Source organism: Sphingomonas sp. OTU376 (genome assembly GCF_038440415.1).
GTDB classification, from domain to species: Bacteria; Pseudomonadota; Alphaproteobacteria; order Sphingomonadales; family Sphingomonadaceae; genus Sphingomonas; species Sphingomonas kyeonggiensis_A.
The window spans coordinates 1-16,748 of record NZ_JASATQ010000066.1 but is presented as its reverse complement, the minus strand read 5'-3'; the positions used below and the strand labels follow the sequence as shown (position 1 = coordinate 16,748).

Here is a 16,748-nt window from a genome sequence, read left to right as displayed (position 1 = left end):
ATGACCGTGCGCCCCGACTCCACGCGACACACGGCAGACATAGGGAAATCCCTTAGTCCCAGATGGGGGTTTTGCTGTTGAACAGCCGTCTCACCGATTTGGACCGATGTCGCACGGGAGGACAACTCCCGCTTTGGGACATCAACGGGTTAGCGCGGCCCTTGCACGGCAATCGCTGGGGGTTTCGCCGAAGCGCGCCTTGAACAGCCGGCTCAGATGCGCGGCGTCGCTGAAGCCGAGCCGCTCGGCGAGATCGCCGATCCGCTCGAGGTTCTCGGGGTTGAGCAGTGCCTGGCGCGCGGCCTCCAGCCGCATGTCGCGGATATAGGCCTGCACGCCACCGCCGGCTTCGAACAAGCGGTGCAGGGTGCTGCGCGACACGCCCAGCTTGCGGCAGAGATTGTTGACGGTCAGGCTGGGCGAACCGAGATGCGCCTGGACCTCGTTCCGTGCGCGCAGCACCAGGGTCGCGGGATCCTCGCGGAAGCCCGGCGCCTCGGTGCGGCTGGCGCCCTTCAGCGCGAGCACCAGCACGTCGAGCATCGACTTGCCCAGCCTGGGCGCGTCTTCCTCGCTGAAGCGGGGCAGGGCTTCGCGTATCTGCATCGCGTGCGAGGTGAACATCGCGATCTCGGCGGGATTGAGCACCGTGCCGTGCAGGCTGGCGACATCGAGCCCCGCCTCTATCGCCAGATGGCGCGGCACGCTGAGCGAGATGCTGCGCCCGCCGGCGGAATCATGGATCGAGGTCTGCTGGCGATCGACGATGACCGCCGAGCCGGGCATCTGCACCCAGTCCTGTGCCTGCTTGCCGACCACGCCCGCCGCCTTGCCGTCGAGGTTGACGGTCAGCGCCATGGAGTCGTTGCCCATGTCGACCAGCCGCTTGTCGCGGCGCCAGCGCTGTGCCGAGATGTCGGTGAACACCAGCGCGATCTCGCCGAGCTGGGCGATGCTGCTGGAGATGCGGAACTGCTCGAGCGGCTCGGTATGGTAGAGCGGCGTCATGCCCGGCCAATGGCTCAGCCACACTTCGTGGCGATCCTTGGCGTCGATCTGGGCGGTCGTGTAACGGTGTACGCGAACAGGTTGCGACGCCAAACTACACCCCCGAGTTTCTTTGTTTCCGTGGTTTCTATTCGATTCCGGACGGTTAGCTCCGCTTCCAATATAGACGGAAACATTCACGCGCACGCAGATTCTGAGGGAAGAGTCCCGATATTACGCAAATTTCATGTTGGGATTGATCTAGGTTACGAAATCGGGCCTGCGGTCGGCGTCGAGCCGTAGCGTAAGGTCCGCCCACGCCCCGCCGTGGCGCAGCATGTGGCGGGTCAGCCGCTCATAATATTGGACGAAGCGGCGGACTTCGGCATCGCTCATCGGGCCGCCGGCCTTGCGCTCCTGCTCGATCCGCCAGTCGGCGACGATCTCGAAGCCGGGCGCCTGCAGGAACACCAGCTGGTCGATCCGCGCCCATAGTGCCTGATAGGGGCCGGCGAGCCGGGCGTTGACCCAGCGGCGCCAGCGTCCGTCGGGGTCTTGGGTGCGCTCGAGATCGTTGACCGGCTCGTCAAGTTCCGCCTCGCCTTGCGGGCGGGCGCCGAGGCACCAGCCTTCGAGGATCAGCATCCCGGCCGGACCGGGGACCTGCTCGGGCGCGCCGGGCTCGTCGCGGGCCTTGTCGAAGCGGGGAAGCAGGGCGGGGCCATGCGCCAGCGCCTCGATCGCGGCAAGGCCGGCGGCGACGTCATGCGTGCCGGGCACGCCGCGGGTGCGCAGCAGCGGGTGGACGGTCTCGGCAAGGTGTCGGCGCGCGGCGCCGTCCAGATAGAGGTCGTCGAGCGACAGTACCGGGCAGGCGAAGCGCTCGGCCAGCGCGCGGGCGATCGTGCTCTTGCCGCTGCCCTGCGCGCCGGCGATGCCCAGCACGAAGGGGCGGCGTGTGCCGGGGCGGAGCCGTTCGGCGATCCACTCGGCGGCTGGAAGGGGCGGGGGCGCGGCCATCGGCTGCATCTGTGCTTGCGCTCTGCCAGCGCTGTCAAATAAGGCTGGTGCGGGCCGGGGCCCTTCCCGGCGGGGAAAACTTGTGTCCAGTCGTCCGACGATCAAGGAAGTCTCGAAGATCGCAGGCGTGTCGTTCAAGACCGTCAGCCGGGTGCTCAACAACGAGAAGCATGTCAGCGAAGAGACGCGCCGCCGCGTCGAGGAAGTCGTGGCACGGCTCAACTTCCGGCCAAGCCATGCGGCGCGCACGCTGGCCGGGCGCAAGTCGTTCCAGGTCGGGCTGCTCTACGACAATCCCAGCCCCTATTACATCTATCACGTCCAGACCGGCGCGCAGCAGCGCTGCACCGAGCTGGGCTACCGGCTGCTGCTCCAGCCGATCGACAGCCAGTCGCCGGACCTGGTCTCCAACGTGCTGGCGCTGATCGACGAGACGCATCTCGACGGGCTGATCCTCTCGCCGCCGGTAACCGAGGCGACGGCGCTGCTCGACGAGCTCGACCGGCGCGGGCTGCCCTATGCGCGGATCGCGCCGGGCATCCGCCAGGACGCGGGCATGTCGACCGCGATGGACGACGTCGCCGCCGCGCGCGAGATGACCGCGCACCTGATCGGGCTCGGTCATCGCCGGATCGCGATGATCCGCGGCCTCGAGAGCCACGCCTCGTCGGCCGATCGCCTGGCGGGGTACAAGGCCGAGCTCGAGGCGCATGGCATCGCCTTCGATCCGGCGCTGGTGGTGGCGGCGGAGAACGACTTCGCCTCGGGCGCGGCCGCCGCGCGCGAGCTGCTGGCGCTCAAGGACCGGCCGACCGCGATCTTCGCCGGCAATGACGACATGGCGGCGGGCGCGCTCGCGGTGGCGCATGAGAGCGACATCGACGTGCCGGGCCAGCTGTCGATCGCCGGCTTCGACGATTCGGACCTGGCGCGCGCGGTGTGGCCACCGCTGACCACGATCCGCCAGCCGGTGCACGAGCTTGCCGCCGCCGCGGCCGAGCTGATCCTTTCCGGGACGGCGCCGCAGCCGCGGGTGACGCTGGAGCACAAGCTGATGATACGGGCGAGCACCGGGCCGGTGTCCCGGTAACCAATAGCTGTCCCGCAGCCGGACAGGGGTTAACCAAACACGGCGCTGGCGGCAAAAGTTAAGAAGTCGTTAACTGCTGGCCATGCAACGCCAGCTCGTCCTTGAGGGCTATGCCCCCCGCCGCCATCCGTTCCGCCGCTATGTCCGCCGCGCGGTGGCCCAGCAACGCCAGCTGCGCGACGACAGCGACGTGAAGCTTTTCGCATTGAGCTTCACTGCCTTCTTCGTCTGCTTCTTCACGTTCATCGCCTGAAACGCTTCGTCATGCTGAACCTGTTTCAGCATCCAGGGCACCACGAGGGATATCCTTGGTGGAGGGTTGGACTCTGAAACAAGTTCAGGGTGACGAAGGATAAAGGCAGGGTGGTCGTCCGCCCCTTTACGGCAGCACGTCCGGCGCGTGGGGTGTGTCCTCGGCCTTGTAGAGGCGATTGGCGCACCAGGCCGAGGCGAGGCAGAGCAGCACCACGACCAGGACGCATTCGGCCACGCCGACCCCGGGGATCTTGCTCACCCCGAAGATGCCGACCGATCCGAACACCATGAAGCCCGAATTGACGATGTTGTTCGCCGCAACGGTCCGCGCGGTCTGCGACTTCTCGACGGTGGTGGTGAGGAAGGCGTAGAGCGGCACCACGAACATGCCGCCGGTGGTCGCGATCGCAAGCAGCGTGCCCAGCACCGCCCAGCCGATCGGCATCGACAGGAACTCGGCGGTCTTGAGCAGCGGACCCTCATGCACCGGCCAGAAGCGCGCGGTGAGGTAGAAGCAGATCACGAAGAGCATCATCGAGAGGACCGAGCGCACGGCATATTTGGCCGAGACATGGCCCTTGAGCAGCCGGTTGATGATCACCGATCCGATCGCGATGCCCACCGAGAAGATGCCGAGGAACACGCTCGCCACGTCCTTCTGGGCGTGGAACACGTTCTTCACCAGCGGCGGGAACAGCACGCCGAGCACCGCGGCGATCGTCCAGAACACGCTGATCGCGATGATCGCGAGATAGAGCCGGCGGATGTGCATCGTCGCCGAGATCAGCCGCCACGAGGCGCGGAAGATGTTGTAGTCGATCTTGAGCTTGGTCAGCGGCGGGGCGGAGGGGATGCGCTGCGAGGCCAGCCAGCCGACAAGCGCCACGCCGATCACGGCGAAGGCCGCGGCCTTCGCGCTGATCACGCCGCCGGCAATGGTGCCGCACAGGATCGCGATATAGGTGCCGGCCTCGACCATGCCGGTGCCGCCCAGCACTTCGTCTTCCTTCAGATGCTGCGGCAGGATCGCGTACTTGATCGGGCCGAAGAACGCCGAGTGCACGCCCATGCCGACCAGTGCGACCAGCATCAGCTCGAGATTCTTGAGGAAGATGCCCGAGGCGCCGACCAGCATGATCCCGATCTCGGCGGCCTTGATGATCCGCATGATCTTCGCCTTGTCGTAGCTGTCGGCGAGTTGGCCGGCGAGCGCGGAGAAGAGGAAGAAGGGCAGGATGAAGATGCCCGTCGCGATTGCGCTGAACCGGGTCTCGTCCTCGACCGAATTGAAGATCTGATAGGTCGCGAAGAAGATCATCGCGTTCTTGAACAGATTGTCGTTGAACGCGCCGAGAAACTGGGTGACGAAGAGCGGCAGGAACCGGCGCTCCCGCATCAAACCGAGCGCCGCACCATGCATAAGCTAACTTTCACCTCTGGTTGCGGATTTTCCGCTGTATCTGGGGCGGGCATAGCCGAGCGGCATGCATGGCGGCAATCGGTTAATCGGTTTCCCCTCTGCTCCCCTCCCTTCCAGGGAGGGGAATTCACTGGATTACGCCCCGCATGACTCCCGCACGATCAGGTCCGTCGGCAGCCGCTCGGCGCTGGGATCGGGGGAAGGGTCGAGGATGCGCGAGACAAGCTGGCGGCCGGCCTCGAACGTGTCCTGGCGGATCGTGCTGAGCGCCGGGGTGGAGAGCCGGGCGAGCAGCATGTCGTCATAGCCCATCACCGATACGTCGCCCGGCACCGATACGCCGGCGCGGCGCAACGCGCGGATGGCGCCCAGGGCGATCAGATCCGACGAAGCAACGATGCCGTCGAAATGGACGTGTCGCCGCAAGAGCCGGCTCACCGCCGCGTCGGCCGATTCGAGCTCGAAATCGACCGGCACCACCAGCTTGGGATCGGCCGCGATCCCGGCTTCGCGCAGTGCCTCGTCATAGCCGCGCTTGCGCTGCATCGATTCCGGATCGGTGCCGCCCAGGAACAGGATCGCCTTGCGGCCAAGCCGGGCGAGATGCGCGGTCGCCCGCCTGCCGCCCAGCTGGTTGTCCGATCCGATCGAGCAATAGAGCTGCCCGGCCATCTGCGCGCCCCACACCACGAAATTGGCGCTGGTCTGGGTGAGCTGGTTGAACGCGTCGTGCAGCATCGACTGGCCGAGAAAGATCACCCCGCTCGCCCGGCTGGTCGTGGTGGTGCCGACGAGATCGTCATAATTGGCGGGCGTGGTGTGGCTCACCGTGAAGTCGCAGTCGCGGGCGCGCGCCGCCTCGCCGATGCTGGCGAGCAGCTCGAGGAAGAACGGGTGCGAGAGCGGCAGCGGCCGGCCGCGCATGAACGGCGTGACGATCACGATCGTCCCCTCGGCCCCCACCGGCGCGGCCGGCATATAGGGGCGGAAGGGATAATCATGGTCGCGTGCCAGCGCCCAGATCTTCTGCTTGGTGCGCGCGCTGATCAGCGGATGATCGTTGAGTGCCCGCGAGACGGTCGAGATCGACACGCCGGCCAGCTTCGCCAGATCCTCCAGCGTCGTATTGTTGTTGCTACTACTGCCCATTGTGCCCAAGCTTGAGGAGAGCCGAATACGGCCAGATTAGAACGGTGAGGGGGGAGCATTGCAAGCTGGCGACGCGGGCGCCGCGCCGCGTGTCACGCGGCTCAGCCTGTTGCAGATCTGGAACATGTGCTTCGGCCTGCTGGGCATCCAGATTGTCTGGGGCCTGCAGAACGTAAACACCAGCCGCATCTTCCAGACGCTCGGCGCCGAGCTCGACGACCTTGCGATATTGTGGATCGCGGGCCCGGCGACCGGGCTGCTCGTCCAGCCGATCATCGGCCATCTGAGCGATCGCACCCGCGGCCCGCTCGGCCGGCGGCGCCCCTATATCCTGGCCGGTGCGGTCTGCACCGCGCTGGCGCTGTTCCTGATGCCCAATGCCACCAGCCTGTGGGCGGCGAGCCTGATGCTCTGGGTGCTCACCGCATCGATCAACATCGCGATGGAGCCGTTCCGCGCGCTGGTGGCGGACCGGGTGCCCGAGAGCCAGCGCACCGCCGGCTTCGCGATGCAGGTGTTCTTCATCGGCATCGGCGCGGTATTCGCTTCCGCACTGCCCTGGATGCTGGTCCATTGGGCAGGGCTGAGCGGCCAGCCCGAGCCGCATCTGCTGCCGCAATCGGTGCGAAGCGCCTTCTATATCGGCGGCGTCTGCCTGCTGGTGGCGGTGAGCTGGACGATCGTCACCACCCCCGAATGCCCGGCGCCGACGCGGCTGCCCGAGGAAGCGATGCCGCCGGTGACGCTGTCGCCCGAGCGCGCGGCTTCGCTGGTGCGCCACGGTATCGGCTGGATGCTGGCCGGGGCGGGGGTCGCCGGGGCTGCCGCGCTCGCCGGATGGAAGCGCGAGATCTATGTCATCGCCGGCATCTGCTTCCTGTTCGGGCTGCTCCAGGCCGTGGTCGTCCGCCTCCGACGGCTCGGCCGAAGCTCGATCGGGATGCTCGAGATCGTCGAGGACATCCGGTCGATGCCGCCGGTGCTCAAGCGGCTGGCGGTGGTCCAGTTCTTTACCTGGTACGGCCTGTTCGCGATGTGGATCTACACCGTACCCGCGCTGGCGCTCCGGCATTACGGCACCGTCGATCCGGCCTCGCCGGGCTACAATGAAGCGGCCGACTGGGTCGGGGTGCTGTTCGCCGGCTATAACGGCGTCGCGGCGCTGGGCGCGTTGCTGCTGCCCGGCATCGGTGAGCGGCTCGGCCGGCGGCTGACGCATGCGCTGTGCCTGTGCTTCGGCGCGGCGGGGCTGGTCGGTTTCCTTCTCGTCGGCGATCCGGTGGCTTTGTGGCTGCCGACGATCGGAGTGGGGCTCGCCTGGGCGGCGATCATGTCGATGCCCTATGCCATGCTCGCCGGCAGCGTGCCGCCGGGCAAGGCCGGCGTCTATATGGGCATCCACAACATGTTCCTGGTGATTCCCCAGCTCGTCGCCTCGACGATGCTCGGGCCGCTGGTCGGCCGCGTCTTCCACGGGCAGGCCGAATACGCGCTCCTCCTCGCCGCCGCGGCGCTGCTGGTCGCGGCAGGCTTCGCGCTCACGCTTCCACGCAGCGCCGATACCGGCTCCCGGTGACAGCCCCTCACGGGCGCAAGGCTTTGCAGTGCTTCGCATTGCTGCGCGAGGTTGTGCAAAATTTGCATTGATTGCAAGGCAAAATTGCATCGCGCGACTCGTTCGCTGCTGCGGAAATTCGTGCGCGCCCCACCGATAATCCGCATAAAACTGTTATTTAATAATAAGATATCGGCAGAAATATTCTGCAAAATTTCCCTCTTGCGGCTTTGCTCAATTTACGCAAAGTTACGCAAAGAGCTTCCCGGGCCGGGCGGCTCGCGAGTGGATGGTCCCGCCGGAGAGCGGGGGCGGCACAATGGAGGGTGTCTTGGGGGAAGCGCGGCATAGCCGGCTTGCGATCATGCGCGACAGCGTCGGGCCTTGCCCTGCGCGCGTTTCGCGCATCCGCGCCTTGAAGCACCGAATTGGAATCTGAAGCGACGCTGCGGGGCGGGGGCCCCGTGGTGCCGCGCGTGCAACAGCGCCGCAAAGGCGCGACGGAGGGAGGAAAGATGAAGCAGATCACTTTGTTGCGGGGCGGCGCCTCGCTGGCGGCCGTAGCCCTGATGGGCCTGGCCGGCATTGCCCAGGCGCAGACCGCCTCGGCACCCGAAGCCACCCAGGAGGACGATAGCGGCGCGATCGTCGTCGTCGGCGTCCGCAAGGCACTGGAAAGCGCGCAGACGATCAAGCGCGATTCCGACACGGTGGTCGACTCGATCACCGCGACGGATATCGGCGCCTTCCCGGACACCTCGGTGGCGGGCGCGCTCCAGCGCGTGCCGGGCATCACCACCTCGCGCCTGCAGGCAGCCGGGGACTCGACCCACCCCTCGGGCGAGCCGACCGCGGTGCTGATCCGCGGCCTCACCTTCGTCCGCACCGAGTTCAACGGGCGCGACAGCTTCTCGGCCGATGCCAATCGCGGGCTCAACTTCAACGACATCTCGCCCGAGCTGATGGCCGGCGTCGATGCCTACAAGAACCAGACGGCCGAGATGATCGAAGGCGGCCTGGCCGGCACGGTCAATCTGCGCACCCGCCTGCCGTTCGACCAGAAGGGGCTGGTCGTCGCCGGCAACGCCAAGGCGAGCTATGGCACCCGTTCGAAGGAGTGGACCGGCGAGTTCTCGGGCCTGATCTCGAACACCTGGGACACCGCGATCGGCCGCTTCGGCCTGATGGCCAATTTCGCCCGCAGCCATGTCGTGACGCGCACCGAAAACGTGATCATGGACAAGATCGATACCTATTGCTCGGCCGGCGCGACCAATGCGCAGGGCAATGGTGTGCTGACCAACGGCACCGTGAACTGCTCCGCCAATCCGTTCGGCGGCACCGGCTGGGCCTATATTCCCGACGGCATCCGCTATTCGCAGGTCGATTACGACCGCACCCGGCGCGGCATCTCGGCGGCGGCGCAGTACGAGAACAATGCGGGCAATTTCCGCATGTCGGCCCAGTATAACGACAGCGAGTATCACAATGCCTGGCTCGAGCGGGCCAGCCACGTGATCCTGGACGGCAATTACTTCGGCACCCCGGCGTTCAACCCGCGCGCCACCACGGTTCTCGGCCGGGCGCCGGGCACCTCGGCCTTCGTCTTCGGGCCGGACGGCATGCTCCAGTCGGGCACGCTGACCCAGGCGCATGGCAGCTGGCGCGGCAGCTGGGACAGCACCCAGGAAGCGATCAACACCGGTTCGGCCGTGCCGGGCCAGCCCTTCGTCAACAATTGCGCGGCGCCTTCGGTCTGCTCGACGCTGCAGGACGGCCTCTATTTCCAGAACGAGGCGCGCAACTTCGATCACCGCGAGCGAACCCAGGACCTGTCGGGCAACATCAGCTGGGACGTGACCGAGAAGCTCCACGTCAACCTCGACGTGCAGCATATCTGGGCCAACACCACCAATGACGACATCCTCGTCGCCGTCGGCTCGATGGCCAATGTGCAGTACAGCACGAACAAGGACGGCACGCCCAATGTGAAGCTGCTGCCGGGCTCGAACGTGAACTACGCCGCCGGCGGCCTCTCCAACCCGCACAATTACTGGATGCCGTTCGTCCAGGCGCACATGGAGGACAATGACGCCAAGGAGACCGCGTTCCGCGGCGATATCGGCTATGATTTCGACGAGGGCGGCTGGCTGGACTCGCTGAAGGTAGGCGTTCGCTATGCCGATCGCGCGCAGACGGTGCGCTACTCGACCTTCAACTGGTCGCCGGTCGCGGCGTCGTGGAACTGCAACGGCCCGGGCTTCAATATCGACAACACCACGGGCGGTGCCTATCCGAGCTGCAACGCCGGCCACCCGGCGTTCAAGGGCTATGGCCCGGGCATGTGGGAGTCGGTCACGCTCGGCGACGGCTTCTACGATGGCGGCGTCTACGACAACCCGGCGCTGGTCTACATGAACCGCGCCACGCTGATGGACCGCGCGCGGCTGGTGCAGGGCGTCAGCGGCTCGACCACCGGTTCGCCGATGGGCTGGGAGCCGATCTGCGACCGCGCCGATGCCACGGTCGAGGGCTGCTACCTCCCGTCCGAGGTGATGCACGTCAAGGAGAAGACCACCGCGGCCTATGCGATGCTGCGCTTCGGCGGCGACAATGCGAATATCGGCGGGGTGAATATCCGCGGCAATATCGGCCTGCGCTATGTCCGCACCAGCATCGATTCCGACGGCAGCGTCGGCTATCCGCTGACCACCACCTTCACCAACTACCAGCCCTGCGGCTCGACGCTGCCAGCCACCTGGATCGTCAACCCGATGTGCTTCGTCACGCCGGCCGTGGCGGCCTTCGCCAGCGGCGGCGGCACGGCGAACACCTATGAGGCCAGCTATGACAACTGGCTGCCGAGCTTCAATCTGCGGCTGGGCCTCGACGACAAGAGCTTCATCCGCTTCGGCTATTCGCGGGGCATGTCGCGGCCGGACTTCGGCCTGTTGCGCAACTTCGTCTCGATCCAGGGACCGATCCTCGACGGTTCGGCGACCTCGCCCTACCTCGTCCGCAACGGCGCGGGCACGGTCACCGGCTACAACTTCGTGTTCCGCGCGGAATCGGGCTTCCCGGCGCTCAAGCCGATCACGGCCGACCAGTTCGACCTGACCTTTGAGCATTATTTCGGCCGCAGCAGCTCGTTCACGATCGACGGCTTCTACAAGAAGCTCAATTCGAGCATCTCGTACGGTGAGTTCTATCGCAGCTTCACCAACAACAACTCGACCCAGACCGTGCTGATGCGCGGCCCGCGCAACGGCGAGGATGGGGGGACGCTCAAGGGATTCGAAGTTGCCTTCCAGACTTTCTTCGACTTCCTGCCCGGCGCGCTTAGCGGGCTTGGTACGCAGCTGAACTACACGTTCGTCGACCAGTCGGGCATCAACAACTCGAACCTGGTGACGGCGGGCGCGCTGGACTCGGGCGGCACCGGCGGCTTCGGCGCGGGCCTCGACACGTCGGGCGGGCGCGGCGTGGTGATGGACTCGCACCAGCTGGCGGGCATCTCCAAGCACACGTTCAACGCGGTGATGCTCTACGAAAAGGGCCCGATAGCGATGCGAGTCGCCTATAACTGGCGCTCGCGCTTCCTCACCGACAATCTCGACTGCTGCATCGGCCTGCCGGTGTTCCAGAAGGCGGCCGGGTTCCTCGACGGCTCGCTGCGCTTCTCGCTGGCGAAATGGGTCGAGCTGTCGGTCGAAGGATCGAACCTGCTCGGCACCACCAGCGTGTTCCAGCAGCAGATCTTCGGCGACACGAGCAAGACGCCCGGCGCCAAGCCTGTCTACCGCGACGCAAACTGGAGCCGGGTCGATCGCCGCTTCCAGTTCGGCGCCCGGTTCAAGTTCTAACTCCCCTCGGCGCCGCCGTTCCTTCATTCGGCGGCGCCATTTCTTTCGGGAGCGAATTGCATGCAGCCCAGTTCGAGCACATCCGCGGCGCCCCTGCGCGTCGTCATCGTCGGCGGCGGGACCGCGGGCTGGATGTGCGCGGCCGGGCTGGCGCGCTTGCTGCCGGAGACAGATTATGCGCTGACCCTGATCGAGTCCGACGAGATCGGCACGGTGGGCGTCGGCGAAGCGACGCTGCCGCATATCCGCGAGTTCAACGCGATGCTCGGGCTCGACGAGGCCGAGTTCATGGCCGCCACCCAGGGCAGCTTCAAGCTGGGCATCGAGTTCGTCGGCTGGGACAGGCCCGGGGGGCGCTATGTCCACCCCTTCGGCACGTTCGGCGAACGCTGGGGCGGGCTCGACTTCCAGCACCACTGGCTGCGGGCGAAAGCGGCGGGCAAGCCGGTTGGCGAATTCGCCGAGCACAGCTTCGCCGCCGCGATGTGCCGCGAAGGCGTGTTCGACATGCCCGATCCGGACCCGCGCTCGATCCGCTCGACCTTCTCCTACGCCTATCATTTCGATGCGGGGCTCTACGCCCGGTATCTGCGTGGCTGGGCGACGCAGCGCGGCGTGCAGCGGATCGAGGGCAAGATCGTCGAGGTCTTGCGCGGCGCCGAGACCGGGCTCGTCGAGAGCGTCTCGCTCGAATCGGGTGCGCGGATCGAAGGCGACCTGTTCATCGACTGCTCCGGCTTCCGTTCGCTGCTGCTCGGGCAGAATATGGGCGTGGCGTGGCAGGACTGGAGCGAATGGCTGCCCTGCGACCGCGCCATGGCGGTGCCGTGCGCCAGCGTGGCCGGCATCACGCCTTTCACGCGCTCGACGGCCCAGACCGGCGGCTGGACCTGGCGCATCCCGCTCCAGCATCGGATCGGTAATGGCTATGTCTTCTCCAGCGCTTTCTGCTCGGAAGATCAGACGCGCGAGACGCTGCTCGGCGCGATCGACGGCACCCCGCTTGCCGAGCCGCGTGTGCTGCGCTTCCAGGCTGGGCGGCGGGAGCGTGGCTGGGAAGGCAATGTCGTCGCGGTCGGGCTGTCCTCGGGCTTTCTCGAGCCGCTGGAATCGACCAGCATCTTCCTGATCCAGGCGGCGGTAACCGACCTGGCGAAGCTGATGCCCCGGCCCGGCGGCGCGATCGGTCCGCGCCTGGCCGCCGAGTTCAACCGGCTGTTCGCGATCCATTACGACCGGACCCGCGATTTCCTCGTGCTCCATTACACCGCCAACGCGCGCCACGGCGAACCGCTCTGGGATCATGTGCGGAACATGGCGTTGCCGGACAGCCTGGCCCACAAGATCGATCTCTTCCGCTCCAGCGGCCGCGCGCCCGACTACAAGCTTGGCCTGTTCTCGCGCGACAGCTGGCTGGCGGTGCTGATGGGGCAGGGGATCATGCCCCAGGCCTGGGATCGTCAGGCCGACCGCGCGCCGCTCGATCAGGTGGCAGAGCGCCTCTCCGATCTGCGCGAACGGATCGCCAGCAACGCCGCGGCGTTGCCAGCGCATGCCGATTTCCTGGCCGGCTATTGCCCGGCGGGGGAAGTGGCGGTGGTCGCATGAGCGGGGCGTTCACCGTTGTCGTTGTAGGGCGGGATGCGCCGCTCTGGCTGGCGGCGGCTGCGTTGGCGCGGGCGCTTGGGGCTTCGGGTGTTCGGGTGGAGGCGGTGGAGCTGCCGAGCGGGCTGGCGCCGGTGGATTTCTACGCCACCTTCCCGGCGCTGGAGGCGGTGCATAGCCAGCTTCGTATCGATGAGGCTGGGGTGCTGCGGGCTACGGGGGGAAGCCTGACGCTTGGGCAGAATTTTGTGGAGCTTGAGCCCAGCGCAATAGAGCCCAACCAGATCCCCGGCGAAGGCCGTGGCCCAGCTGCAAGCGGTTTGGAGGAGAGGGCAAGCGCCGCCGAGGTTGCGTCGAACCTGGGCCCCGGCCTTCGCCGGGGATCAGCTTCGGAAGCGGTAGGGGCACAGTCGCAACCCGCCTTCCTCCACGCCTATGGCTCCGCCGGCACCCGGATCGGCGAGGACGAATTCTTCCCCCATTGGGTCAAGGCACGCGCCTATGGCCTGAGCGTCCCGCTCGACGACTTCTCGCTCACTGCCGCCGCTGCGCGACACGGGCGGTTGATGCTGCCTGACGACCAGAGCGCGAGCTACGGCCGCTGCGACTATGGCTATCACCTGCCGGCGACCGCCTATGCCCGGCTGCTGCGCGAGACGGCGATCCGCCACGGCGTCATTGTACATGCCGCCGACGCGGTAACCCCTGCACGACAGGGCGAGACGATTACCGCGCTCGATCTCGGCGAGGGACGGCGGCTCACGGGCGATCTGTTCGTCGATGCCGGCGGCGCGCTCGACACGGATTTCCTGAGCTGGCGTGCGCATTTCCCTGCGGACCGCGTGCTGACCGCCGCCGGCCCGGCCTTCGCCAATCTCCCGGTCTATGCCGAGAACCGAGCCGGTCCCACCGGCTGGACCGCGCTCCACCCGAGCCGCCCGGCGACCTTCGTCACCCATGTCTGGTCGAGCGCGCACGCCAGTGACGACGAAGCGCTGGCCGCCGCGACCACAGCCGCCGGCCTGCCGCTCACCGGCGCCGTGATCCGCACGCTCGATCCGGGGCGCCCCGCGCAACCCTGGACCGGCAACCAGGTCACCCTCGGCGCACGTTTCGATCCGGTTCACGGCCTCGACCTGCTCGGCCTGCAGGTTAGCCTGGTCCAGCTCCTCGCCGACTTCCCGGCCAGTGCCGGTTTCGCTGCCGAGCGCGACGCCTATAACCGCGCCACCACGGAAGCGCTCGACCGGCTGCGCGACTTCCAGTCCGCGCATTATGCGCTCGCCCGCTATGCCGGCCCCTTCTGGCAGGGCGCGTGCGAGGTGTCGCCCGATCTCGCCCATGCCATCGCGCTGTTCCGCGCCCGTGGCGAACTGGCGCCGTTCGAGGAGGAGAACCTCCCGCCCGACAGCTGGCGCGCGCTGTTCCTCGGCCACGGCGTCGAACCCGAAAGCTGGCCGCCGGCGATCGATCGCGTCCCGCCCGAGGAAGTGAAGGCGCAGTTCCGCCACATGCTCGGCTTCGTTCGCGAGCAGGTGCTGCGCCAGCCCATGCAGGACGCCTGGCTGGCCCGGCTCGCCGCTCCCCAATCATGACTTCCCCACAGGAAAGACCCCGAATGACCTCTCGTACCCTCGTGACCCTGCTTGCCCTTGCGCTTCCCGGCACTGCCTTTGCGGCGGATCGGGAATGCGCCCAGTCGCCGGGCAAGACGCTCGAAGTCTGTGTTTCGGTCGAAGGCGGGCAGGCGCTCTACGAAGTGAAGCGCGGCGACACGGTGGTGATCGCGCCCTCCGCGCTGGGCCTCAGCTTCGCCGGCGAACCGGCGGCGCGCTACAGTGCGATCACCGATGCCCGCCGCTCGGCCTCGGACAGCAATTGGGAGCAGCCCTGGGGCGAGCAGCGGCTGGTCCGCGACAATCACAGCGAGCTGGCGGTGACGATCACGGGGGACACCGCGCTCAACAAGGCGATGCAGGTCACCTTCCGCATCTTCGATGACGGGGTAGGTTTCCGCTATTCCTATGCCGGCATTCCGGCGGGCGAGCAGGTCGGCGTCACCGCCGATCGCACCCAGTTCCGCACGAAGGGCGCGTACCAGGCCTGGTGGTATGAAGGGCTTGGCCAGGAGCGCGACGAATATCTCTACACCCAGACCGACGCGCGCCGCATCACCCTGGCCGAGACCCCGCTGACGCTGAAGGGCGACAACGGGCTGTATTTGTCCTTCCACGAAGCGGCGCTGGTCGATTTCCCGAGCATGCTGCTCCAGGGCAATGGCGCCGGCACGCTTACCGCCTGGCTGATGCCCTGGCCCGACGGCGTCGGCGCGAAGAAGACCGGGCCCTTCTCCACGCCGTGGCGCACGATCCTGATCGGCACCACGCCCGGCGCGCTGGCCGACAGCCGGATCGAGCTCAACCTCAACGAGCCGAGCAAGCTTCCGGATATCCAGAAGTGGTTCAAGCCAGGCAAATATGTCGGCGTCTGGTGGGAGATGCATCTCAACCGCACCACCTGGGGCAGCGGCCCGACCCACGGCGCCAATAACGACAATGTGAAGCGCTACATCGATTTCGCCGCGAAATACGGGTTCGACGGCGTGCTCGTCGAAGGCTGGAACCAGGGCTGGGACGGCGAGTGGATCGCCAATGGCGACAAGTTCAGCTTCACCAAGTCGTACCCGGATTTCGACCTGCCGATGCTCTCGGCCTATGCCAGGTCGAAGGGCGTTCACCTGATCGGCCATCACGAGACTGCCGGCGCTGTGGTGAACTACGAGAACCAGCTCGAGGACGCGCTCGACCTCTATGCCAAGGTCGGCGTGCCGTCGGTGAAGACCGGCTATGTCCGCCATTCGGGCGATATCCTCGATCGCGAGGGTGGCAAGGAATGGTTCGCCGGCCAGTTCATGGTCCAGCATCACCTGAAGGTGATCGAGGCTGCGGCCAAGCGCCACATCACCATGGACACGCATGAGCCGGTCAAGGACACGGGCCTGCGCCGCACCTGGCCCAACTGGGTGAGCCGCGAAGGCGCGCGCGGGCAGGAGTTCAACGCCTGGGGCCGCCCGACCAACCCGCCCGAGCATCTCACGATCCTGCCCTTCACCCGCATGCTCGCGGGGCCGATGGACTTCACGCCCGGCATCTTCGACCTAGAGCATGGCAAGACGCTGCTGACGGAGCGCAACCAGTCGACGCTCGCTGCACAGCTCGCCGAATATGTCGTGCTCTATTCGCCGATCCACATGGCGGCGGACCTGCCCGAAAATTACGAGAAGCATCTCGATGCCTTCCAGTTCATCCGCGACGTGCCGACCGACTGGGAGACGACGCGGACGCTGGCATCGGAGATCGGCGACTATGTCGTCGTCGCCCGCCAGCCGCGCGGGGGCGGGGACTGGTATCTCGGCGCGATCACCGACGAGACAGCGCGGACCCTGCCGGTGAAGCTCGACTTCCTGGCGCCGGGCAAGCGCTACGAGGCGCAGATCTACCGTGACGCGGCGGACGCCGACTATGTGAAGAAGCCTGTCGCCTATGCGATCGAGAAGCGGGTGGTGACGAGTGCCGATACGCTCGACCTGGCGCTGGCGCCGGGCGGCGGGCAGGCGATCCGGTTCAAGCTGGTGAAGTAGGCTACGCTGCTTCCCGCCATGCTGTTCCCCGGCGAAAGCCGGGGCCCAGGGTTTCTCTACCGTGTCGCTCTGTTACCCTGGGGCGGGGGGGGGGGGGGGGGGGGGGGGGGGGGGGGGGGGTGTGTGGGGGGGGGGGGGGGGGGGGGGGGGGGGTGTGGAGAGGG

11 protein-coding genes are annotated in these 16,748 nt (G+C 66.9%); 7 read left to right on the top strand and 4 right to left on the bottom strand.

The features are described 5' to 3' along the window. Positions 1-141: 141 nt before the first annotated feature. Both AAHM44_RS20605 and AAHM44_RS20600 read right to left on the bottom strand, forming a co-directional pair. Complete coding sequence (locus AAHM44_RS20605) at positions 142-1,101, bottom strand: helix-turn-helix transcriptional regulator (protein WP_269574510.1); 960 nt, start codon at positions 1,099-1,101, stop codon at positions 142-144. A gap of 147 nt (positions 1,102-1,248) precedes the next feature. Continuing rightward, entirely contained in the window at positions 1,249-2,007 is a 759-nt protein-coding gene (locus AAHM44_RS20600; RefSeq protein WP_342251148.1) for a kinase, read from the bottom strand. Between the two features lie 82 nt (positions 2,008-2,089). Between AAHM44_RS20600 and AAHM44_RS20595 the strand changes: the two genes are divergently transcribed. Both AAHM44_RS20595 and AAHM44_RS20590 read left to right on the top strand, forming a co-directional pair. Further along, positions 2,090-3,097, top strand: a complete 1,008-nt coding sequence (locus AAHM44_RS20595) for a LacI family DNA-binding transcriptional regulator (protein WP_184169416.1) — start codon at positions 2,090-2,092, stop codon at positions 3,095-3,097. An 82-nt stretch (positions 3,098-3,179) separates the two neighbouring features. Beyond that, positions 3,180-3,350 (top strand): hypothetical protein, encoded by a 171-nt coding sequence (locus AAHM44_RS20590; RefSeq protein WP_184169414.1) that lies wholly within the window; start codon positions 3,180-3,182, stop codon positions 3,348-3,350. Between the two features lie 126 nt (positions 3,351-3,476). Here the strand turns inward: AAHM44_RS20590 and AAHM44_RS20585 are convergent, their stop codons facing one another. Both AAHM44_RS20585 and AAHM44_RS20580 read right to left on the bottom strand, forming a co-directional pair. Then, positions 3,477-4,748 carry an MFS transporter gene (locus AAHM44_RS20585; protein WP_446746012.1) on the bottom strand — a complete coding sequence of 424 codons (1,272 nt, stop codon included), beginning with the start codon at positions 4,746-4,748 and terminating at the stop codon, positions 3,477-3,479. 159 nt (positions 4,749-4,907) lie between these two features. Continuing rightward, complete coding sequence (locus AAHM44_RS20580) at positions 4,908-5,921, bottom strand: LacI family DNA-binding transcriptional regulator (protein ID WP_342251147.1); 1,014 nt, start codon at positions 5,919-5,921, stop codon at positions 4,908-4,910. Positions 5,922-5,979: 58 nt separating this feature from the next. Between AAHM44_RS20580 and AAHM44_RS20575 the strand changes: the two genes are divergently transcribed. From AAHM44_RS20575 to AAHM44_RS20555, 5 genes are all read left to right on the top strand, one after another. Then, positions 5,980-7,497 carry an MFS transporter gene (locus AAHM44_RS20575; RefSeq protein ID WP_342251146.1) on the top strand — a complete coding sequence of 506 codons (1,518 nt, stop codon included), beginning with the start codon at positions 5,980-5,982 and terminating at the stop codon, positions 7,495-7,497. A 494-nt stretch (positions 7,498-7,991) separates the two neighbouring features. Next, entirely contained in the window at positions 7,992-11,339 is a 3,348-nt protein-coding gene (locus AAHM44_RS20570) for a TonB-dependent receptor (RefSeq protein WP_269574515.1), read from the top strand. Between the two features lie 60 nt (positions 11,340-11,399). Further along, a complete protein-coding gene (locus tag AAHM44_RS20565; RefSeq protein WP_342251145.1) occupies positions 11,400-12,947 on the top strand; it encodes a tryptophan halogenase family protein in 1,548 nt (515 codons plus the stop codon). Beyond that, complete coding sequence (locus AAHM44_RS20560; protein ID WP_342251144.1) at positions 12,944-14,539, top strand: tryptophan 7-halogenase; 1,596 nt, start codon at positions 12,944-12,946, stop codon at positions 14,537-14,539. Before AAHM44_RS20565 ends, AAHM44_RS20560 begins: the two co-directional genes overlap by 4 nt. Before the next feature lie 23 nt (positions 14,540-14,562). Continuing rightward, positions 14,563-16,584: a glycoside hydrolase family 97 protein gene (locus AAHM44_RS20555; protein WP_342251143.1), complete on the top strand. Its 2,022-nt coding sequence runs from the start codon at positions 14,563-14,565 to the stop codon at positions 16,582-16,584. Positions 16,585-16,748: the final 164 nt, after the last annotated feature.